Source organism: Teichococcus vastitatis, assembly GCF_003604215.1.
GTDB lineage: Bacteria > Pseudomonadota > Alphaproteobacteria > Acetobacterales > Acetobacteraceae > Pseudoroseomonas > Pseudoroseomonas vastitatis.
The window spans coordinates 356,287-376,509 of record NZ_QXGS01000003.1; the positions used below are offsets into that span (position 1 = coordinate 356,287).

At 68.5% G+C, this 20,223-nt stretch carries 19 protein-coding genes and 2 tRNA genes; 5 read left to right on the top strand and 16 right to left on the bottom strand.

Annotated elements, in window-relative coordinates; translation table 11 throughout:
- Positions 1-39 precede the first annotated feature (39 nt).
- Complete coding sequence (locus D2K64_RS07730) at positions 40-1,188, top strand: bifunctional 2-C-methyl-D-erythritol 4-phosphate cytidylyltransferase/2-C-methyl-D-erythritol 2,4-cyclodiphosphate synthase (RefSeq protein WP_120007625.1); 1,149 nt, start codon at positions 40-42, stop codon at positions 1,186-1,188.
- Positions 1,189-1,191: 3 nt separating this feature from the next.
- Here D2K64_RS07730 and trpS read toward each other — a convergent pair whose 3' ends face one another.
- A complete protein-coding gene (gene trpS, locus D2K64_RS07735; protein ID WP_120007626.1) occupies positions 1,192-2,193 on the bottom strand; it encodes a tryptophan--tRNA ligase in 1,002 nt (333 codons plus the stop codon).
- 295 nt (positions 2,194-2,488) lie between these two features.
- Between trpS and D2K64_RS07740 the strand changes: the two genes are divergently transcribed.
- Together D2K64_RS07740 and D2K64_RS07745 are read left to right on the top strand one after the other, a co-directional pair.
- Positions 2,489-4,645, top strand: coding sequence for a VTT domain-containing protein (locus tag D2K64_RS07740; RefSeq protein ID WP_238384071.1), 2,157 nt, complete (start codon positions 2,489-2,491; stop codon positions 4,643-4,645).
- Entirely contained in the window at positions 4,642-5,382 is a 741-nt protein-coding gene (locus tag D2K64_RS07745) for an endonuclease/exonuclease/phosphatase family protein (protein WP_120007628.1), read from the top strand. Before D2K64_RS07740 ends, D2K64_RS07745 begins: the two co-directional genes overlap by 4 nt.
- 12 nt (positions 5,383-5,394) lie before the next feature.
- On the opposite strand, the gene D2K64_RS07750 is transcribed toward D2K64_RS07745, so the two are convergent.
- From D2K64_RS07750 to D2K64_RS07810, 13 genes are all read right to left on the bottom strand, one after another.
- A tRNA-Arg gene (locus tag D2K64_RS07750) sits at positions 5,395-5,471 on the bottom strand.
- Positions 5,472-5,486: 15 nt separating this feature from the next.
- Positions 5,487-5,810 carry an ETC complex I subunit gene (locus tag D2K64_RS07755; protein ID WP_120007629.1) on the bottom strand — a complete coding sequence of 108 codons (324 nt, stop codon included), beginning with the start codon at positions 5,808-5,810 and terminating at the stop codon, positions 5,487-5,489.
- A 46-nt stretch (positions 5,811-5,856) separates the two neighbouring features.
- Positions 5,857-5,930 (bottom strand) — tRNA-Pro (locus tag D2K64_RS07760).
- Between the two features lie 52 nt (positions 5,931-5,982).
- Complete coding sequence (gene serS, locus D2K64_RS07765) at positions 5,983-7,251, bottom strand: serine--tRNA ligase (protein WP_120007630.1); 1,269 nt, start codon at positions 7,249-7,251, stop codon at positions 5,983-5,985.
- A gap of 7 nt (positions 7,252-7,258) precedes the next feature.
- On the bottom strand, positions 7,259-8,011 hold the full coding sequence (gene tatC, locus D2K64_RS07770; protein ID WP_120007682.1) for a twin-arginine translocase subunit TatC: 753 nt from the start codon (positions 8,009-8,011) through the stop codon (positions 7,259-7,261).
- A 50-nt stretch (positions 8,012-8,061) separates the two neighbouring features.
- Positions 8,062-8,601, bottom strand: coding sequence for a Sec-independent protein translocase protein TatB (gene tatB / locus D2K64_RS25045; protein WP_202910573.1), 540 nt, complete (start codon positions 8,599-8,601; stop codon positions 8,062-8,064).
- A 146-nt stretch (positions 8,602-8,747) separates the two neighbouring features.
- On the bottom strand, positions 8,748-9,371 hold the full coding sequence (gene scpB / locus D2K64_RS07780; RefSeq protein WP_370764548.1) for an SMC-Scp complex subunit ScpB: 624 nt from the start codon (positions 9,369-9,371) through the stop codon (positions 8,748-8,750).
- Positions 9,355-10,149 (bottom strand): segregation and condensation protein A, encoded by a 795-nt coding sequence (locus D2K64_RS07785; protein ID WP_120007632.1) that lies wholly within the window; start codon positions 10,147-10,149, stop codon positions 9,355-9,357. The genes scpB and D2K64_RS07785 overlap by 17 nt, the downstream gene beginning before the upstream one ends.
- Positions 10,149-10,850 carry a site-2 protease family protein gene (locus tag D2K64_RS07790; RefSeq protein ID WP_202910546.1) on the bottom strand — a complete coding sequence of 234 codons (702 nt, stop codon included), beginning with the start codon at positions 10,848-10,850 and terminating at the stop codon, positions 10,149-10,151. The genes D2K64_RS07785 and D2K64_RS07790 overlap by 1 nt, the downstream gene beginning before the upstream one ends.
- Positions 10,847-11,848: a beta-N-acetylhexosaminidase gene (gene nagZ, locus D2K64_RS07795; protein WP_120007633.1), complete on the bottom strand. Its 1,002-nt coding sequence runs from the start codon at positions 11,846-11,848 to the stop codon at positions 10,847-10,849. Before nagZ ends, D2K64_RS07790 begins: the two co-directional genes overlap by 4 nt.
- A 14-nt stretch (positions 11,849-11,862) precedes the next feature.
- Positions 11,863-12,684 (bottom strand): SPOR domain-containing protein, encoded by an 822-nt coding sequence (locus D2K64_RS25420; protein ID WP_238384073.1) that lies wholly within the window; start codon positions 12,682-12,684, stop codon positions 11,863-11,865.
- Positions 12,681-14,468, bottom strand: a complete 1,788-nt coding sequence (gene argS / locus D2K64_RS07805; protein ID WP_120007634.1) for an arginine--tRNA ligase — start codon at positions 14,466-14,468, stop codon at positions 12,681-12,683. The genes D2K64_RS25420 and argS overlap by 4 nt, the downstream gene beginning before the upstream one ends.
- Positions 14,469-14,477: 9 nt before the next feature.
- Positions 14,478-15,629, bottom strand: a complete 1,152-nt coding sequence (locus D2K64_RS07810) for a deoxyguanosinetriphosphate triphosphohydrolase (RefSeq protein WP_120007635.1) — start codon at positions 15,627-15,629, stop codon at positions 14,478-14,480.
- 104 nt (positions 15,630-15,733) lie between these two features.
- Here D2K64_RS07810 and D2K64_RS07815 point away from each other — a divergent pair, with 104 nt between their 5' ends.
- Both D2K64_RS07815 and xth read left to right on the top strand, forming a co-directional pair.
- Positions 15,734-16,087 carry a HesB/IscA family protein gene (locus tag D2K64_RS07815; RefSeq protein WP_120007636.1) on the top strand — a complete coding sequence of 118 codons (354 nt, stop codon included), beginning with the start codon at positions 15,734-15,736 and terminating at the stop codon, positions 16,085-16,087.
- A 17-nt stretch (positions 16,088-16,104) separates the two neighbouring features.
- Positions 16,105-16,872 (top strand): exodeoxyribonuclease III, encoded by a 768-nt coding sequence (xth, locus tag D2K64_RS07820; RefSeq protein WP_120007637.1) that lies wholly within the window; start codon positions 16,105-16,107, stop codon positions 16,870-16,872.
- Positions 16,873-16,905: 33 nt separating this feature from the next.
- Here the strand turns inward: xth and D2K64_RS07825 are convergent, their stop codons facing one another.
- Both D2K64_RS07825 and D2K64_RS07830 read right to left on the bottom strand, forming a co-directional pair.
- A complete protein-coding gene (locus D2K64_RS07825) occupies positions 16,906-19,605 on the bottom strand; it encodes a valine--tRNA ligase (protein ID WP_120007685.1) in 2,700 nt (899 codons plus the stop codon).
- 53 nt (positions 19,606-19,658) lie between these two features.
- On the bottom strand, positions 19,659-20,075 hold the full coding sequence (locus tag D2K64_RS07830; RefSeq protein ID WP_157985757.1) for a DUF2497 domain-containing protein: 417 nt from the start codon (positions 20,073-20,075) through the stop codon (positions 19,659-19,661).
- Between the last annotated feature and the right edge of the window lie 148 nt (positions 20,076-20,223).

The window sequence follows — 20,223 nt, forward strand, 5'->3', positions numbered from 1 at the left end:
GCTGGGCGAACACCTCGCCCGCCGTTACCTTGCCGCCCCATGCGCGTCATCGCCCTTCTTATGGCGGCCGGCCAGGGTACCCGCTTCGGTGCCGGCCGACCCAAACAATTCCTGCCCCTGCTGGGGCGACCGGTCCTGCGACATGCGGCGGAGGCCTTGCTGCGTGGCGGCTCGGTCGATGCCCTGCTGCCGGTGGTGGCCTCGGACGAGGAAGCGAAGGCCGTTGCCGGGGCGCTTGTTGGCCTTCCCCTGCTGCCGGCGGTGCTGGGGGGCGCGACGCGGCAGCAGAGCGTGCGGGCCGGTCTGGAAGCCCTGGCAAGCCAGCCGCCGGACATCATCCTGGTGCATGATGCGGCCCGTCCCTTCATTCCCGACAACACGATCGGCAACCTGCTCCAGGCGCTGCAAGACACCCCCGGCGCCATTCCCGCGCAACCGGTCAGCGACACCCTGAAGCTTGGCCGGCAGGGCCGCATCCTGCGGACCCAGCCGCGAGACGGCCTGTTCCGGGCACAAACGCCCCAAGCCTTCCACTTCCGCGCGCTGCTGGACGCCCACCGGATGGCACGCGATGAAGCCACCGATGACGCGGCGCTGCTGGAAGCCGCAAACCTGCCGGTGACCCTGGTGCCTGGATCGGAGAGCAACCTGAAAGTGACCTATCCCGAGGATCTGGCCCGTGCCGAGGCCGCCCTGGTGCCCCGCTTCCTGCCCGCGATGGGAACCGGTTTCGACGTTCACCGTCTGGTGGAAGGGCGCCCCCTCATCCTCTGCGGCATCGAGATCCCGCACGCGCTGGGGCTGGACGGCCATTCCGATGCCGATGTCGGCCTGCATGCCTTGTGCGATGCGATCTACGGCGCCCTCGCGGAGGGCGATATCGGCCGCCATTTCCCGCCCAGCGAGGATCGCTGGAAAGATGCCGACAGCACCGCCTTTCTCCGCCACGCCGTGGAGCGGGTGGCGGCGCGGGGCGGCATCCTCACCCATGTCGACGTGACGCTGATCTGCGAGCGCCCGAAGATCGCGCCGCATGCCGACCGAATGCGGCAGCGCCTGGCCGGGCTGCTGGGCATCGCCGTGGAACGCGTCTCCGTCAAGGCAACCACCACGGAGCGCCTGGGCTTCACCGGCCGCGGCGAAGGCATCGCCGCCCAGGCCGCCGCGACCTTGCTGTTGCCGGGCTGAGCCTCAGCCGCGCGGCAGAAACCCGACCAGGGCCTCGGCCCGGGCCACGATGGGCTCGGCGATTGCCGCGGCCTTCTCGGCGCCGCGGCGGAGGCCGGCATCCACGGCCGCCGGGTCATCCAGCAGTCGCTGCATCTCGGCCTGGATCGGGCCCAGATGCGCCACCAGCGCATCGGTCAGCACGCCCTTGAAGGTACCGAACCCCTGCCCTTCATGGGCGCGCAGGACCTGCTGCGGCTCCTGGCCGGTGATCGCGGCGAGGATGCCCACCAGGTTGCGCGCTTCCGGCCGGCCTTCCAGCGCAGCCAGCTCCGCCGGCAGCGGCTCCGCATCGGTCTTGGCGCGGCGGATCTTGAGGGCGATGGTGTCCGCATCATCGGTCAGGTTGATGCGGGACTGGTCCGACGGATCGGATTTGGACATCTTCCTGGTGCCGTCGCGCAGCGACATCACCCGTGCCGCGACCCCCTGGATGATCGGCTCGATCGGCGGAAAGAACGTCTCGCCGAAATCGTGGTTGAACTTCTGGGCGATGTCATTGGCGAGCTCGAGGTGTTGCTTCTGGTCCTCGCCCACCGGCACCCGGGTGGCATGGTAGGCCAGGATGTCGGCCGCCATCAGGTTCGGATAAACATACAGCCCGGCGCCGGCATTCTCGCGATCCTTGCCCGCCTTGTCCTTGAACTGCGTCATCCGGTTGAGCCAGCCGAGGCGGGCCACGCAGTTGAAGATCCAGGCCAGCCTCGCATGGGCATGCACATGGCTTTGCACGAACAGCACGCACCGGTCCGGGGTGACGCCACAGGCCATCAGGGCAGCGGCCATTTCCCGCGTCTGGCTGGCCAGCGCCTTCGGATCGAAGGGCTGGGTGATCGCGTGCAGGTCAACCACGCAGTAGATGCATTCATGGTCCCGCATCATGGGCACCCAGTTCCGGATCGCGCCCAGGTAATTGCCGAGCGTGGGGATGCCGGAGGGCTGGATACCGGAGAAAACGCGCTGCATCGCTGAACCTTTCGCGCCTGGGCAGGGCTGGGTGATCCCGCGCAGGACGGCCCGCGTCAAGTTGCCGCCGACGCGGCGGCATCGCCGGACCGGACCCGCACTATCTCTCCACCGGGGCGCCCGCCGGCTGCAGCGTGGCCTTCACGGTTCCGGCACCCTGGCACGCGGTCGATTTGCCGATGACACCAAATAATGTTTGCCGCGTTGCAGCAGCGTTATGGTCGCCCTCATCACGCAAGCTCCGACTTCGCCCTTGTCCCATCCTGATCCGATTGCCGCCCCCACGACAGCGCCGGTGCTCCGTCCCGGCTTCAACATCTGGCGCCTGGAGCATGCGCACCGCGTCGCCATGCTGGTTGATGCGGCGTCCTACTACGGGGCGCTTCGGGAAGCGCTCAAGAAGGCACGCCATGCCATTGTGATTGTTGGATGGGACATCGACAGCCGGGCGCCTCTGGTCGGACCTTCCGGCGAGGTTGAGGATGACCTTCCACGTGAACTCGGGCCGTTTTTGTGCGAGTTGGTTCATCGCCGGCCCGAGCTGCGCATCAAGCTGCTGCTATGGGACTACTCCGTCCTCTATGCCCTTGAACGGGAACTTCTTCCTGCCCTCCGCTTGCAGTGGAACACGCCGGAACAGATCGAGCTCTGCCTTGATGACCAAGTGTCGTTCGGAGCGTCGCATCACCAGAAGATCGCGGTGATCGACGGCGCCGTCGCCTTTGCCGGCGGGCTCGACCTGACCATCCGCCGCTGGGACACGCGGGAGCATCGGCCCGTGCATCCGCACCGGATCGATCCGGGTGACGAGAGCTATGCACCCTTTCATGACGTGCAGATGCTGGTCGATGGCGCCGCGGCCCGGGCGCTGGATGATCTGGTCCGCGAACGCTGGAAGCGCGGGGCCTGCGAGGATCTGCCCCCGGCGGAGGAACTGGGCGCGGGCGAGCAGCAGGAAGACCCTTGGCCGGATGGCGTAGCCGCGGACCTCCGGGACGTCCGCGTCGGGATCGCACGCACCTATGGCAGCTTCGAGGGCGAGCCCGAGGTGCATGAGGTCGAACGCCTATTCGAGGACATGATCGACCACGCGGAACACAGCATCTACATCGAGAACCAGTTCCTGACGCATCTTGGCCTGGCCCGGCGACTGGCGCTGCGGCTTCAGGCTAGGCCCGAGCTGGAGGTGGTGATCCTCGCTCCCCGCACCCATCATACTTGGCTTGAGCACCGCAGCATGCTGGCAGGACGTATCCGCTTCATGGAAACCCTGCGTCGCGAAGGCGTGGCCGAGCGCGTGCGGCTGTTGTTCCCGCGCGTCGGCGCCCGCTCGGAATCGCGGGCGGATGTGATGATCCATGCCAAGGTGATGATCGTCGACGACCGAATGCTGCGCGTTGGGTCGGCCAATATCTGCCGCCGTTCCATGGGCACCGACAGCGAGTGCGACCTTGTCATCGAGGCGGAGAACCCCGAGACGCGGCGGGGCATCCGAGCGCTCCGCGACGGTTTGCTGGCCGAGCACCTCGGCGCCGATCCCGCCATGGTTGCCGCGGCAACCAGCGATGGTTCCTTGTTCCAGGCGCTCGACAGCCTGAACCGCGGCCGCCGGCGGCTGCTGCCGATCCAGGACGGGCACCTCGCGGAGGGCGAGGCGATTCCGCAGATCGAAGCCGTGGCCGATCCGGCGCGCTCACTCGGCACAACCATGTTGCTGGCCGATTTCACCTCAGAAGATGGAACCCCGCACGGTATGCCGCTCTGGACCCGGATCGCCTTCGTGGCTGTGCCGATCGTGCTGCTCGGTCTCGCCTGGCAGTACACCCCCCTGTCGGGCTTCCTGAACCCGGAAACCTTCAGCCACTCCATGCAGCGGGCCAATGGCGCCTGGGGGCCGGCCCTGGCCTTGGGCCTGTTCATGCTGCTCGGCCTCCTGGCGTTCCCTGTCAACGTGCTGATCGTGGCCACGGCAGCCGCATTCGGCCTCTGGCCAGGCCTCGCTTATGCGGCAGTCGGCGCGATGGTCAGTGCGGTGCTGACCTATCTGGTGGGCCGCAAGGTGGGACCCGGCCTGTTGCGCAAGATCATAGGCCCACGGATCAACCGGATCAGCCGCGGCATAGCCCGGAACGGGATCATGGCCGTGACCATGGTGCGCCTGATGCCGGTGGCGCCCTTCACGCTGGTCAACCTGGTGGCGGGCGCGGTCAGGATTCCGCTGCTGGATTACACCGTCGGGACCGCCCTCGGACTGGCACCCGGGCTGCTGCTCATGACCGCCTTGGGTGACCGGTTGCTGCGCATCATGACGGACCCGTCCTGGTCGGACATCCTGGGCTTCGCGCTGGTGCTGATCGCCTGGGGCGCACTGTCCTACGGGCTGCAGAGCCTCGTGGCCTGGATGCGGCGCCGGAGCGGCCATCCCGCCCCGGCACAGGAGGAAGTGGCATGATCATTCGTGCGATGACCTGGAACATCCATTCGGCCATCGGTCCCGATGGACGTTCCGATATCCAGCGGGTCATTGCTCTGATCCGCCGTCACCGCCCGGACATCCTGGCCGTGCAGGAGGTGGAGGCGCGCAACAGGGGTGTGCAAGAATCACCCTTCGTAGTCTTGAAGGAGCATTTCGGCCACACGGTGGATGCCGAAACCATTCGCAGCGCCGACGGCGCCTACGGGCACATGCTGCTGAGCCGGTGGCCGATGGAGGACGAGGCCCTGCACGACCTTTCGGTCGATGGACGCGAGCCTCGCACCGCCATCAGCGCCCGGGTGCGGACGCCCAGCGGCATGTTGAGCGTCATCGCGGCCCATCTGGGGCTGAAGCGACATGAACGCCGGACTCAGGCATCGCGGCTGGCGAAGCTGGTGCGGTCCATGCCAGGCCCACTGATCGTGATGGGTGACTTCAATGACTGGACCTGGAGGGGACCGGTGTGGCGCAGCCTCTCTCCGCTGCTGCCGGCGCGCACCCGCCATCGCACCTTTCCGGCGCGCTTTCCGGTCCTGCGGCTGGATGAGATCTTCTGCCGGCCGGCCGGCCTGCTGGGCCAGAACTGGCGGGACGGCTCGGCCCGGGCGGCATCGGACCACCTTCCCGTGATCGCCGAACTTCACCTGGCGGACTCAGTCCGTGAGGTCAGCAGCCGGCCCCGCGAACCCGCCCTGGTTCCGGAGGAAGTTTGAAGCCTTGGGAAATGGCGCGCCCTGAGGGACTCGAACCCCCAACCAACCGGGTAGAAGCCGGTTGCTCTGTCCAGTTGAGCTAAGGACGCAGGGCCGGCCTGGCGCTAGTGGGTCCAGTTCTCGGCGCGGCCGTAGCGGAAATTCTCCGCATAGGATTTCGGCTTGATCTCCGCCTGCCCCGGCGCGACTTCCACGTCGTACCGGAGACCGTTGGCCTTGGCATAGGCTTCCGCGGCCTCACGGGTGGCGAAGCTCAGGCGAAGCTGGGACCGGGTATCGCCGGAGCCTGACCAGCCGGTCAGCGGATCCAGGCGGCGTGCCTCGGCGGGGGCAAATGACAATACCCAGCCGCCACTCTTGGCTTTTCCAGATTGCATGGCGGAGCGCGGCGGGCTGTGGATGCGGGCAATGGCGCGGTCGCGGCTCATGATGTCTCAGCCTTATCCTGGGCGGCGAGGCCGCCCGAAACAGGTATCGGGGCGAGAGGATTCGAACCTCCGGCCCTCTGCTCCCAAAGCAGATGCGCTACCAGGCTGCGCTACGCCCCGTCGAAACCGAAAATATGGCCAGAAGCCAGTTTGCGCAACCTGTGCTGTGGCTTCAGCCGATACGGGCGATGCCGCCCATCCACGGTGCCAGCACCTCGGGGATGATCACGCTGCCATCGGCCTGCTGATGCGTCTCGAGAACCGCGATCAGCGCCCGCCCGACAGCCACGCCGGAACCATTGAGCGTATGGAGGTAGGCCGTGCCCTTAACATCGTTCGGACGGAAGCGGGCACCCATGCGGCGGGCCTGGAAGTCCCGGCAATTGGAACAGGAGGAAATCTCCCGCCAGGCCGCCTGCCCCGGCAGCCAAACCTCCAGATCGTAGGTCTTGGAGGCGGAGAAGCCGGTGTCGCCGGCACACAGCATGATCCGGCGCCAGGTGAGGCCGAGCCCGGTCAGCACCCGCTCGGCGCAGCGTGTCATGCGCTCATGCTCGTCCTCGGACTGATCGGGAGCGGTGATCGCCACCATCTCGACCTTGCCGAACTGGTGCTGCCGCAGCATGCCCCGGGTATCGCGGCCCGCGCTGCCGGCTTCCGAACGGAAGCAGGCGGACAGAGCCGCAAAGCGCAGGGGCAGCGCGTCCTCGGGCAGGATATCGCCGGCGACCAGGTTCGTGAGCGGCACCTCGGCGGTGGGGATCAGCCAGCGCCCGTCGGTGGTACGGAACAGGTCTTCGGCGAATTTCGGCAGTTGCCCAGTGCCGTAGACGGCGGGGGTGTTCACCAGAAGCGGGACGGAGGTCTCGCTGTAGCCATGCTCATCTACGTGCAGGGACAGCATGTATTGTCCCAGCGCCCGTTCGAGCCGGGCGAGCGCGCCGCGCAGAACCGTGAAGCGGGCCCCGGCCAGCTTCGCCGCCGCGGCGAAATCCATCAGGCCCCAGGCTTCACCCAGTTCGAAATGCTGCTTCGGGGTGAACTCGAACCGCGCGGGCTCCCCCTGCTGGTGCAGCACGACGTTGTTGCTCTCATCCATTCCTTCCGGAACGGCGGCATCAAGGAGGTTGGGCAGCGCTTCGAGAAGGCTTGTCTGCGCCTGCTCCGCGGTCGTGGCTTCCGCCTCCAGCGCCTCCAGCCGGCCGCGCAAAGCGACAGCTTCGGCTTCCAGCGCCGTGCTGTCGCCGCCCTGCCGCTTTGCCTGGCCGATCTCCTTGGAAAGCTGGTTCCGCCGGGACTGGATCTCCTGGGCCGTTGTTTGCGCTGCGCGCCGGGCCGCGTCATGGGCAAGAACGTCGTCCGCCACGGGCGGCAACCCCCGGCGTGCCATGGCGGCGTCGAACGCGGCCGGATCGGCCCGGAGGGTGCGGATATCGTGCATCGAAGGCTCAGCTCTCGGTATCGTCGGTGCGCTTGGGCGCGACCCAGCCGGCTGCCAGGATCGACAGCTCGTAAAGGGCGATCAGCGGAATGGCCAGGCCGGCCTGGCTGATGACGTCCGGCGGCGTGGCAATGGCAGCGACGACGAACATGCCGACGATGGCATAGCGCCGGCTCCGCCTCAGGCCGTCCGCGGTCACGATGCCGACCTTCGCCATCAGGGTCAGCGCGACGGGCAGCTGGAAGGCCGCGCCGAAGGCCAGGATCATGTGCATCACGAGGCTCAGGTACTCGCTGACCTTGGCCTCCAGCTGCACCGGCAGAACGCCCCCACCCGGCGGGGTCTCGAAGGAAATGAAGAACTTCCAGGCCATCGGGAAGATGAAGTAGTACGCCAGGGCGGCGCCGAGCAGGAACAGCACCGGGGACGCCAGGATGAAGGGCAGGATCGCCCGCTTCTCGCTGCGGTACAGGCCGGGCGCGATGAACAGCCAGAGCTGCGTGGCCCACATCGGGAAGCTCAGAAAGGTCGCGCCGAAGAACGCCACCTTCAGGTAGGTGAAGAAGGCTTCATACAGCGCGGTGAAGATCATCCTGCGCTCGCCGCCCGATTGCTCTTGCAGAACATCGGCGAGCGGACGCGCCAGGAAACCGTAGATCTGCGACGAGAAGTAGTAGCAGACGCCGAAGGCGATGATGAACGCCCCGATGGACCAGAGCAGCCGCGTGCGCAGTTCGAGCAGATGCTCGATCAGCGGCATCGGCTTGTCGTCGATGATGTCTTCCTGCGGTGGGGCCACGGATCAGGTGCTCAGGCGTTCGGGGTTGCTGGCTTGCCCGTCGCGGGCTCGGGCGATACGGCTTCGGCTGGTGCCGCGGTTCTGGCCGGCTCCGCGCCGGCCGGCGCGTCGAGGTCGGGCGGCACAAAGGCCGGCGCCGCTTCTGCCGCGGAATCGTTGCCGACCGCGGAGCCGGCGGGTGTTCCGCCTGCTGCGGCACCGGAACTGGGCGGCGTGGCGGTGGACGTGCCGGACGGCGAATCCGGCTTCCAGTCGTCGCGCAGCGGGTTGTCGTTGAAGGTGCGGCGGATCTCGCCGTCCGAATCGAGGTTGCGCTCGATGGTGCTCTTCAGGTCGAAATTCCGGATATCGCGGATCTGGTCCCGCACGTCTTCGAGCTTGGCTTCCCGAACAAGCTCATCGGCGTGCGTCTGGAAGTCGGCCGCCATGCGCCGGAGCTTCTGGATTCCTTTCGCCATCTTTCGGATGGCGTCAGGCAGATCCTTCGGCCCGATCACCACGATCGCCACCACGGCGATGAGCGCCAATTCAGACCAGGCGAAATCAAACATGTGCTTCCCATTTCCCCCGCGGGGGCCGCTTCCGTTAGCAGGAACCGCGGGCAGCGCCAATGCGGCGCCGCACCCCGATGAACCCGGCTCCCTTATCTAGGCCTTTATGGAGGGAAAAACGACGTGGCCACCAGGATGAAGCAAATTCAATCCCGTGCTGCAGCGGGCTGGGCCTCCCCCGCCAGCAATTCCTCCCGCCGGGGCAGATCGGCCAGCACCCGCAGGCCGAATTGTTCCAGGAAGCGCGGCGTGGTGGCCCACAGGGTTGGCCGTCCCGGCACCTCCTTTCGCCCCCGCGGCGCGATCAGCGCGTGCTCCAGCAGAGTTTCCAGCGTGGATTGCGACAGGCTGGCGCCGCGGATCTCCTCGATCTCGGAGCGTGTGACCGGCTGGTGATAGGCGATGATCGCCAGCGCTTCCATGGCAACGCGCGGCAGGCGGCGCGGCGTTTCCACCACCTTGGTCAGCAGGGGCGCGAGGTCGAGGGCCGTGCGGAAGGCATAGCCGCCCGCCACCTCTGTCAATTCCACGCCGCGCCCGGCATAGCGCGAGGCCAGAAGCGTCAGCACCGCATCGGCCCGCAGCCCGTCGGGCAACAGGGCCTGGAGGCGCTCCGCCGGCACCGGCCGGTCGGAGGCGAACACCAACGCCTCCGCCAGCCGCAGGGCGTGCTCCAGCGGGGCGATGCCCGCCGGATCATCCGAAAGGCGGAGGTTGCCCGCGGTGGTGGCGGAATCCTCGGGTGCAGCGGGGTCAGGCGGCTGCTGCATCGGGTGCATCCTCAACGCTCATGATCGTGCGGCAGGCCGATGCCTTGCGCAACAGGATCGGGCCGAAGGCCGCTTCCTGACGCAGCTCCAGTCCGCCGCCGCGGGCCAGCTCGAGCCCCGCGATCAAGGTCGCCGCCAAGGCCGCACGTTTTTCAACCGGGTCGGTCAGGGTTTCCGGGAGGAAGCGCTGCAACTCGCCCCATTCCGGCAGGGTGCCGACCAGGCGGGCCAGTCGGTCAAGGGCGTCCTGCACGGTCCAGAGGCGGCGGGGCTTCGGCCGGTAGGGACGCCGCGCCGAGGATCTCCGCAGCGCTTCCACATGGGCGCGGAGCAGGCCCGGCAGATCCGCGTGGAGGCCGCTGCGGTCCTGCTGCACCAGGCTCTCCGGCTGGCCCCTCGCCAGAACATCCAGGTTCAGCATCGGCCGCCGCGACAGCCAGCGGGCCGCTGCGCGCATCCGTTCCAGCTCAGCCAGCCGCTCGGCCAGCTGCTCAGCCAGCTGCTCCGCATCTTCTTCCTGCCCGGGATCGTCCGGCAGCAGCAGGCGGGATTTCAGCCAGGCGAGCCAAGCCGCCATGACCAGCCAATCGGCGGCGAGCTCCAGCCGGATGCGGCGCGCGCCCTCGATCACCGCCAGGTACTGGTCCACCAGGGCCAGGATGGAGATGCGGGCGATGTCCACCTTCTGCGCCCGGGCCAGTTCCAGCAAGAGGTCGAGCGGGCCCTCATAGCCTTCCAATGTGAGGTGCAGCATGTCCGGCGGCGCGCTTTCCGGCATCACACGCCATGTCCGGCCAGCTGCAGGATCAGGCGGAACCCCGGCCCCGTCACCAGGGCCGCGAGCCCTCCCATGATGTCCAGGGAGGGTGCCAGCCGGGGCAGCACGAACAACAGCAGCAGCACGATCACCAGCCCGGCCGGCTCCAACCGCGCCAGCGCCATGGCCGGCCCGCGCGGCAGCAGACCCACCATGATACGGCCGCCATCCAGCGGCGGCACCGGCAACAGGTTGAACAGCCCCAGCAGCAGGTTGGCGAGGATCGAGAGAACAACGAAGCGGATGGCGAACTCCATCGCCTCCGGAGGCAGGACGCCGGCAAGGCCGTCCAGCGGATGCGCCAGCATCGCTGCGCACCACGCCAGGAACACATTCATGGCCGGCCCCGCAGCCGCCACCAGCACCATGCCGAAGCGCGGGTTGCGCAGCCGGCCGATATCCACCGGCACCGGCTTGGCCCAGCCGAACATCACCTCGACCCGGCCGATCGTCAGCAGCTGGAACAGCACCAGCAGCCCGGGCAGGATCACCGTGCCGACCCGGTCGACATGCCGCAGGGGATTGAGGCTCAGTCGCCCTGCCCGTGCCGCAGTGTCGTCGCCCATGGCCAGCGCGGCATAGCCATGCGCTGCCTCATGCAGGGTGATGGCCAGAACCGCCGCCAGAATGGCCGCGAGCAGCTCCGGCAGCCACTCCGTCACGCCAGGTTCCGCAGGACGTCATCCCGCTGCCGCGCCAGGGCGGTCCGATCATGGACCATAACCCGGCCCGGCAGGCTGTGCTGCCGCGCCCGCGCGAGGCGCCCTTCGGCCCGGTCGCTGAGCGGGCCGCTGCCGCGAAGCACCGCGACGCTTTCGGACAGCACGCCGGTGCAATGCAGCACCAGATCGCAACCGGCGTCGAGCGACTCCCGCGCCAGCCCGCCGGGCTCGCCCCGCAGCGCATGCATGGCCAGATCGTCCGACACCAGAGGGCCATCGAAGCCGATGGCGCCGCGGATCACCTGTTCGATCACCAGCGGCGACAGGGTGGCGGGGCGTTGCTCGTCCCAGGCAGTGTAGAGGATGTGCGCCGTCATGGCCCAGGCGCCGGACGCCGCCAGCGCCGTGAAGGGAGCGAGATCGGCTTCCAGCTCCCGCGCCGTGGCGGTGACGCGGGGCAGCTCCAGGTGGCTGTCGACTGCGGCACGCCCATGCCCCGGGATGTGCTTGATCACCGGGATGGTCCCGGCTTCCTGCAATCCCCGGATCCAGGCGCCGCCGAGCCTCGCAACCTCGTCGGGGTCCGCGGAGAAGGAACGGTCTCCGATGATGCCATGGGCTCCGGGCAGGCGCAGATCCAGAACCGGTGCGCAGACCACATCCAGCCCGAGATCACGGCATTCCAGCCCGAGCAGCGTGGCGTTGGCGCAGGCGGCTGCCTCGGCGCCCGCCTCGAATCGCGCGGCGGGTGGAAACTCCGGCCAGTGCGGCGGCCGCAGCCGGGCGACGCGCCCGCCTTCCTGATCCACCAGGATCGGCACCTCGGCTCCCAGCTCGGTGCGGATCGCTGTTGTGAGGCTTCGAAGCTGTTCCGGATTGGCGATGTTGCGGGCGAACAGGATCACGCCGAAGGGGCGCCACTGCCGCAGCATGGCCACCTCGTCCGTTGATAAATGGTGGCCGGCCAAACCGATGATCGCGGCGCGAGGATGTGCCATGTCAGCGCCGGACCTCAGCCGCCGATCACGGCGCAGGCACCGCCGCGGCTCCGCACCGAATTGCACAGGTCGCTGGCCGCATCGCGGCTCTGGAACCCGCCGGTGCGCAGGCGCCACATGGTGGGCTTTCCGTCCTGCTCGAAGCGGATGATCTGCGGCGCATGTCCGCTCAGTTCCGGAACCCGCCGGCCCAGCCGGTCCCACTCGGCGCGCGCGCCGGCTTCGGAACCGAGCGCGCCGAGTTGCACCACCACGGTGCCGCTGACGGCCACCGAGGGGCGGGCCGGCGGTGCGGCTGGCGGCAGTTGCTCCGGCGCCCGCACAACCACGGGGGGTGCCGGTTCCGGCACCGGAACAGCGGCTGGTGGCGCGGCAGGCGGCGTTTGCGCGGCAATCGGCAGAGTTGTTGCCGAGGGTTCCGCCTCCTGCACCGGGGCTGGCACCAGCAGCGGCGGTGGCGCGGCAACCACCTGTGGCGCCAGCATCGCCGGCGGGGTCGTCGCGGCACGCAGCGCATCCAGGTTCGGCGCTTCGGCCGCCGGGCCGAGCCTCCCGGAAGGCTCGTAACTGCCGCTCGCCGTGCGCCGCTGGAAGATGATCTCGTCCTGGTTGGCGACCCGCAAGCCGCCGCGATCCTCCGGCCGCACCTTGATGGGGCGCGAATCCGCCTGGATCACCGGAATGGTGTTGTCCGTGTAATGCGTGATCGTCCAGCCGACCACACCGCCGACCGCCAGGGTTCCCAAAACGCCGGCAGCCATCATCAGGAGGCGGCGGGAGCCGCCATCCTCAGCGGTTTCCCTGACCCGATAGGACGGGATCTGAGCTTCTCTCACCGCATCTCCTCAACCGGCGCGACGCCCATGACCGCGAGGCCCGAGCGGATGACGATGGCCGTGGCGGCCACCAACGCGAGGCGCGCCCGCGTGGCGTCCGGCTCCTCGGCCCGAATGAATCGCAATGTCGCATCATCGCGGCCACGGTTCCACAAAATATGAAAGTCGCCGGCCAAGTCCCCAAGATAAAAGGCAATCCGGTGTGGCTCCCGCGCCGCAGCAGCGCCCTCCACCACCCGCGGCCACAGGCTGAGGCGGCGGATCAGCGCCAACTCCGCCGGATCCTTCAGCAGATTGACCGGCGCCGCCGCAAGCTCGGCCTGAACCGGCGCCTCTGCCTGGCGCAACACGGAGCGGCAGCGCGCATGCGCGTACTGGACGTAGAACACCGGATTGTCGCGCGACTGCTCCACGACCTTGTCGAGGTCGAAATCCATCTGCGCGTCAGATTTGCGTGTCAGCATGGTGAAACGCACGGCGTCACGCCCGACCTCGTCGATCAGGTCGCGCAGCGTGATGTAGGTGCCGGCGCGTTTCGACATGCGCACCGGCTCGCCACCTTTCAGCACCTTCACGATCTGCGTCAGCACGACCGAGAACCCGATCGGCTTCTCAGCCGACAGCGCGGCGACCGCGGCCTTCATGCGCGGCACGTAGCCACCGTGGTCGGCACCCCAGACCTGCACCAGCTCGTCGAAGCCGCGCGCGATCTTGTCGGCATGGTTGCCGATGTCGTTGGCGAAGTAGGTGTTGCTGCCATCGCTTTTGCGCAGCGGACGATCCACGTCGTCGCCGAAGCGGGTGGAGGCGAACAGCGTTTGCGGCCGCGGTTCCCAATCCTCCGGCAACTTGCCCTTCGGCGGTTCCAGCACGCCCTCATACACCATGCCCCGGGCGGCGAGCTCGGCGATGGCCTGGTCGGCCACGCCGCGGCGCACCAGCTCGGCCTCGCTGATGAACACGTCATGCTCGACGCCAAGCGCCGCCAGATCCTCGCGGATCGCTTCCATCATCCGCGCCACGGCGAAGCTGCGCACCACATCGATCCAGTTGGCCGGATCGGCCGGCATCGCTCCCGGCGCGAGGGCGTCGCCATATTGCTCGCGCAGCGCTTCGCCGACCGGAACAAGGTAGTCGCCACGATACTGCAACCCGCCGGGGATGGATGCGGCGTAGGCGTCCTCCGTCAGTGTCGTGCCGAGCGCCTGCAGGTAGCGCCAATAGGCGGCATAGCCCAGCGCCTGGACCTGCGCCCCCGCGTCGTTGATGTAGTATTCCTTGGTCACGCGCGCGCCCGCCTTGGCCAGCAGGTTGGCCAAGGCATCGCCCACCACCGCGCCGCGGCAATGGCCGACATGCATGGGGCCAGTCGGATTCGCGGATACATATTCCACGTTCACCGCTGCGCCCTGCCCCGACTGGCCATCGCCATAGGCCTCGCCGACCCGGAGGATCAGCGGCAGCTGGCTCAGCAGGTAGTCCTCTGCCAGCCTGAGGTTGACGAAGCCCGGACCGGCCGGAACCGCTTCCGACACCATCGGAAGCCGTGCCAGCGCCTCGGCCAGTTGGGCGGCGATCCTGGCCGGCGGCTGCCGGGCAGGCTTGGCCACGACCATGGCGCCGTTGGTGGACATGTCCCCGTGGGAGACATCGCGGGGCGGCTCCACGGTGACGCGGGCCAGCGCTTCTTCCGGCAGTTCCGGCAGGAGGCGCCGCAGGCAGGCCAGGACCTCGATGCGCAACGCGGCGAAGATGTCCTGCGGGGCGTCTTGATGCTGTTCCATAGGGTCCGTTCAGCCTGGAAGATGGGGGTCGGTCAGGCGCCGGTGTTCTTCCAGCGCGAAACGGTCGGTCATGCCGGCGATGTAGTCGCACACGGCGGCGGCACAGTCGGCGCTGCCGGCGACCCCGGCGCGCTCGCGCCATTCCGGCGGCAGCATGTCGGGGCCGCCATGCAGCAGGCTGAACAGCACCTGCACCACCCGGCGGCATTTCTGCGTGGTGCGGTTCACCCGCCAATGCCGGTACATGCGGCCGAACAGGAACTCCCGCACCTGCTGGTTGGCTTCCTGCATGGCAGCACTGAAGGCCACCATCGGTTGGCCGGCCTGCCGCACCGCCGCGGCATCCGCCGGCGCCAGGGCCGCCAGGCGGCGCGTCGCCTCCGCGACCACGTCCTCGACCATCAGGTTGATCACCCGCCGGATGGCCTCGCTCGCCAGGCGCGCCGGCGATGCGGCGGGGTAGGCCCGGCGGGCTTCCGCCAGGGCGGTGCCCACCAGCGGCAGGGAGGCCGCTTCGTCCAGGGTGAAGATGCGGGCCCGCAGGCCGTCGTCGAGGTCGTGGTTGTTGTAGGCGATGTCGTCCGCCAGCGCCGCCACTTGCGCTTCCACCGAGGAATGGGTGTTCAGCTCGAGCGAATGGCGCTGGTCGTACTCGGCGGTGAAGGGCGGCGGGCGGCGCAGCGGTCCGTTGTGCTTGGCCAAGCCTTCCAGCGTTTCCCAGGTCAGGTTCAGCCCGTCGAACTCGGCGTAGCGCCATTCCAGCGTCGTGACTGCCTTCAGGCTCTGGGCATTGTGATCGAAGCCGCCATAGGGCCGCATCACGCCGTTCAGCGCCTCTTCCCCGGCGTGGCCGAATGGCGGGTGGCCGAGATCATGGGCCAGGGCCAGGGCTTCCGCCAGATCCTCATCCACCCGCAGGCGCCGCGCGATGGAGCGGGCGATCTGCGCCACCTCGATGCTGTGCGTCAGCCGAGTGCGGAACGCATCCCCTTCATGGAAGATGAAGACCTGCGTCTTGTATTGCAGGCGCCGGAACGCGGCGCTGTGGATGATGCGGTCCCGGTCACGCTGGAACGGCGATCGGGCCCCGCCCGCCGGCTCCGGATGGAGGCGGCCACGCGAGGTTTCCGGCCGGACGGCATAGGGAGCAAGGTCGGGCATGACCGCGGCGGCTTACCAGCCGCCCTGGCCTGCCGCAACGCCGGCATCAAGGTTGGAAAGCGGTGGGCCACGGCCTATGTTCGGTGTCGAGGAGTTTCCCGATCATGCCCGATGGTTCGCCGCACCCCGCTTCCTTCAGCGTCACGCCCCGCGCCTTCGCCCAGGTCCGCCAGATCGCCGGGCGCGAGGGCCGGCCCGGAGCCGGACTCCGGCTGGCCGTGCTGGCGGGCGGCTGCTCCGGCTTCCAGTATTCCTTTCAGCTCGACGACGCCGTGGCCGAGGACGACCTTGTGCTGGAGGCAGACGGAACGCGGGTGATGATCGACCCGGTCAGCCTGGACCTGGTGCAGGGCGCGCAGCTCGACTGGGCGGACGAGCTGATCGGGGCGCATTTCACCGTGCGCAACCCGCAGGCGGCGTCCGGCTGCGGCTGCGGCGCTTCCTTCTCCATCGGCTGATCCGAAGCAACGCTGCGGTGCGCCTCGCCAGCTTCAATGTGAACTCCGTGCGGAAGCGTGTTCCGCATATCTCCCGCTTCCTGCAGCACGCCGAGCCCGACCTGCTGTTCCTGCAGGAACTGAAATGCAAGACGGAGGAGGTTCCGGCCGCCGAGTTCGAGCGCCTCGGCTACCGGGTGCACGCGGTTGGACAGCCGGGTGGCCGCAACGGCGTCGCCGTGTTGTCGCGAATTCCCTTTGAGGTAATTTGCGAGGCGCTGGAGGGCGAAGCCGCCGACGACCATGCGCGCTATATCGAGGTGATCGCCGGCGGCGCGCACCTCGCCGGCATCTACCTGCCGAACGGCAATTCCGGTGGCGCCGAGGGCTATGCCTACAAGCTGCGCTGGATGGAGCGGCTGCGGCAGCGCGCCGTCACCTTGCTGGATCAATTCAAGCCGCTGGCCATCCTCGGCGACTTTAATGTCTGCCCGGCCGCGCTGGATCTGGCGCCGGGCGCCTTGCCGGCCACGGACGCGCTGGTGCGCCCGGAAACCCGCGCCGCCTTTCAGGCGATCTGCCACCTGGGCCTGACCGATGCGGTTCGGGCCCTGCATCCGCGGGAACAGGTCTTTACCTACTGGGACTACGGCGCCTCCTTTGAAGGCAATCGCGGGCTGCGCATCGATCACGCGCTGCTGTCGCCTGAGCTGGCCGAACGTCTGGTCTCCGCCCGGGTCGACATCGGCCCGCGGGCGGAGGAACAGCCCTCCGACCATACGCCCCTGGTGATCGAACTCGCCTGACCTACCGCGGCGACGCGCCGCGGCACGGCCTCCTCAGTCGGTGATTCGGTCCAGCGCCACTTGCAGCCGGGCCGCCTCCGCCTCGAACCCGGCCAGGCGTTCGCGGTTTTCCTCAACCACCTCGGGCTTGGCCCGGCTGACGAAGTCGGGATTCGCCAGCTTGGCGGACACCTTGGCGGCCTCCGCCTCGTTCTTGTCCAGCTCACGCCGCAGCCGGGCCCGCTCGGCCTCCAGGTCGATCGCCCCGGCCAGGGGCAGCAGCACCGTGGCTTCGCCCACCACCAGCTGGGCCACGCCCTTTGGCGCCTCGTCGGTGGCCAGGGCACGGAACTCGGTGGCCCGCGCCATGCGGCGGATGGTGTCCAGCCAGGCTCCGCCGCGCGCCAGGGTTTCCGGTGACGCGTCCTGCACCAGCAGCGGCACGGTCACGCTGGGCGGCACGTTCATTTCGGCTCGCACGGCCCGCACCGCGGACACCAGCCCGACCAGCCAGTCGAGCTCGCCGCGGGCCGCGGCGGCCTCGCTCACGGGCACCGGTTCCGGCCAGGCGGCGTGGATCAGGCTGAACTCGGCGCCATAGCCGAAGCGGTCCCACAGCTCCTCGGTGAGGTAGGGCATCACCGGGTGCAGCAGGCGGAGGATGGTGCCCAGCACGTGCTGGGCGGCACCCTTGATCTCGGCCTTTTCCGCACCGTCCGGGCCATTCAGCGCCGGCTTGGCGAATTCCAGGAACCCGTCGCAGAAGCTGTTCCAGACGAAGCGGTAACAACAGCCCGCGTAATCATCCATGCGGTAGGCGTCCAGCGCCGCCGTGGCCTCGCCGATCGCCTGGTTCGCGGCATCCAGGATCCAGCGGGCCAGCGGCGCGCGCACCGCCGAAGGATCGAAACCCGGGTCCGGCGCGATGCCGTTCATCTCGCAGAAGCGGGCGGCGTTCCACAGCTTGGTGCCGAAGGAGCGGAAATCCTCCACCCGCTTGCGGCCGAGCTTCACGTCACGGCCCGGCGTCGCCAGCGAGGCAATGGTGAAGCGCAGGGCATCGGCGCCGAAGCTGTCCACCAGCTCCAGCGGGTCGATGACGTTGCCCTTCGACTTCGACATCTTCTGGCCCTTCTCGTCGCGGACCAGGCCATGGATGTAGACGGTGCGGAACGGCACCTCGCCCATGAAGTGGATGCCCATCATCATCATCCGGGCCACCCAGAAGAAGATGATGTCCCAGCCCGTCACCAGAACGTCGCCGGGGTAGTACTTCGCCAGCTCCGCCGTCTTCTGCGGCCAGCCCAGCGTGCTGAACGGCCAGAGGGCGGAGCTGAACCAGGTGTCCAGCACGTCCTCGTCGCGGGTCAGCGTAATCCCCTCGCCCAGCGCCTGACGGGCCTGGACATAGGCTTCTTCCTCGGTCCGGGCCACGAAGACGCTGCCATCCGGCGCGTACCAGGCCGGGATCTGGTGGCCCCACCAGAGCTGGCGCGAGACGCACCAGGGCTGGATGTCCCGCATCCAGGAAAAGAAGACGTTTTCGAAATGCTTCGGCACGAATTCGGTGCGGCCGCTCTCCACCGCCTCGATCGCCGGCTTCGCCAGGGTGGCGGCGTCGCAGTACCACTGCATGGTCAGGCGAGGCTCGATCGGCACGCCGGAGCGGTCGCCATGCGGCACGGCGTTCTGGTGCGCCTCGATCGTCTCCACCAGATCCAGCCGCTCCAGCTCCGCCACAATGGCCTTGCGGGCGGCGAAGCGGTCCTGTCCGGCGAGGCCGCGGACGAAATCAGGATCGGCCACGCCCGGCACGGCCAGGAGGTCGCCCTCGATCTCGTCCAGGCACACGGCACCGACGGCATCGAGCACGGAGGGCATCGCCAGGCCGTGCCGCTTGCCGACCTCGAAATCGTTGAAGTCATGGGCGGGGGTGATCTTCACCGCGCCCGATCCCTTCTCCGGGTCGGAATATTCGTCTGCCACCACGGGAATACGCCGGCCGACCAGCGGCAGGATCACCGATGCCCCGATCAGGTCGCGGAACCGCTCATCCTCCGGGTGCACGGCCACGGCCGTGTCGCCCAGCAGGGTTTCCGGGCGCGTGGTCGCCACCACGAGATACCGGCCGGGCTGCCCCTCCACCGGATAGCGCAGGTGCCAGAGGCTGCCCTTCATTTCCCGGCTCTCCACCTCCAGGTCGGAGATGGCGGTCTGGAATTTCGGATCCCAGTTCACCAGTCGGCGGTCGCGATAGATCAGCCCCTGCTGGTGCAGGGTGACGAACACCTCGCGCACCGCCTCGGACAGGCCGGCATCCATGGTGAACCGCTCGCGTGGCCAGTCGAGGCTGGCGCCGAGGCGGCGCAGCTGCCGGGTGATGGTGCCGCCCGATTGCGCCTTCCATTCCCAGATGTGCTCCAGGAATTTCTCGCGCCCGATGTCGCGGCGGGCGACACCCTGCGTGCCGAGCAGGCGTTCCACGACCATCTGGGTGGCGATGCCGGCATGATCCGTACCGGGCTGCCACAGCGCGTCGCGCCCCTGCATGCGGCGCCAGCGGACCAGCGTGTCCTGGATGGTGAAGGTCAGCGCATGGCCGATATGCAGGCTGCCGGTGACGTTAGGCGGCGGGATCATGATGGTGAACGGCGCCGCCGTGCTGGACGGGTCGGCGCCGAAGGCGCCCGAAGCCTCCCACCCCTCATAGAGGCGCTGTTCGAAGGAGGCGGGCGAGAGGGTCTTGTCGAGCATGCGGGCACGCTTGGTCGGGCGCCGCCCCGGCGTCAAGAGGAAGCTGGCGCGGATCAGCCCGCCGCGCCGCGATCCCCCCCCGGCTGTCCCATCAACCGGCGGATCTCGGCTTCCACCAGCCTCTTCACCAGGGTCGGCAGATGCTGGTCCAGCCATTCGCGGAGCAACGGCCGCAATTCCTCGCGCACCACATCCTCGATGCTGGGGCCGGCCTGCCGCAGAACCGGAGCCGCGCGGTTCGACGACACGGTACGGGCCAGCTGCGCCAGCGCGGCCGCCGTGGCCGCCGCCGCCACCGGGCCGAGCAATCCCCCGGCGGGCTCGGCGCTGTCATCCGGACCTGCCGGAGGCGCCGCTGCCGCGGGCGAAGCCTCCGGCACCAGCATGGCCTCGGTCAGGTCCAGCGGAGCGGCGCCGGTTTCCTCATCCTCGTTCAGCGATTGCCGGATGGAGGCGAGGATCTCGTCCATGGACGCTTCCTTCGGACCCTCCGGCGGGGAATGACCAACCATGGCTCACCTTCTTTCGCTGTAATCGCCGATGCCGAAGAACTTGTTGCGGACGGTGTTGTAGTAGGCGTCCATGTCGTACTGGGCGACGGGCAGCGCCAGGTCGCGC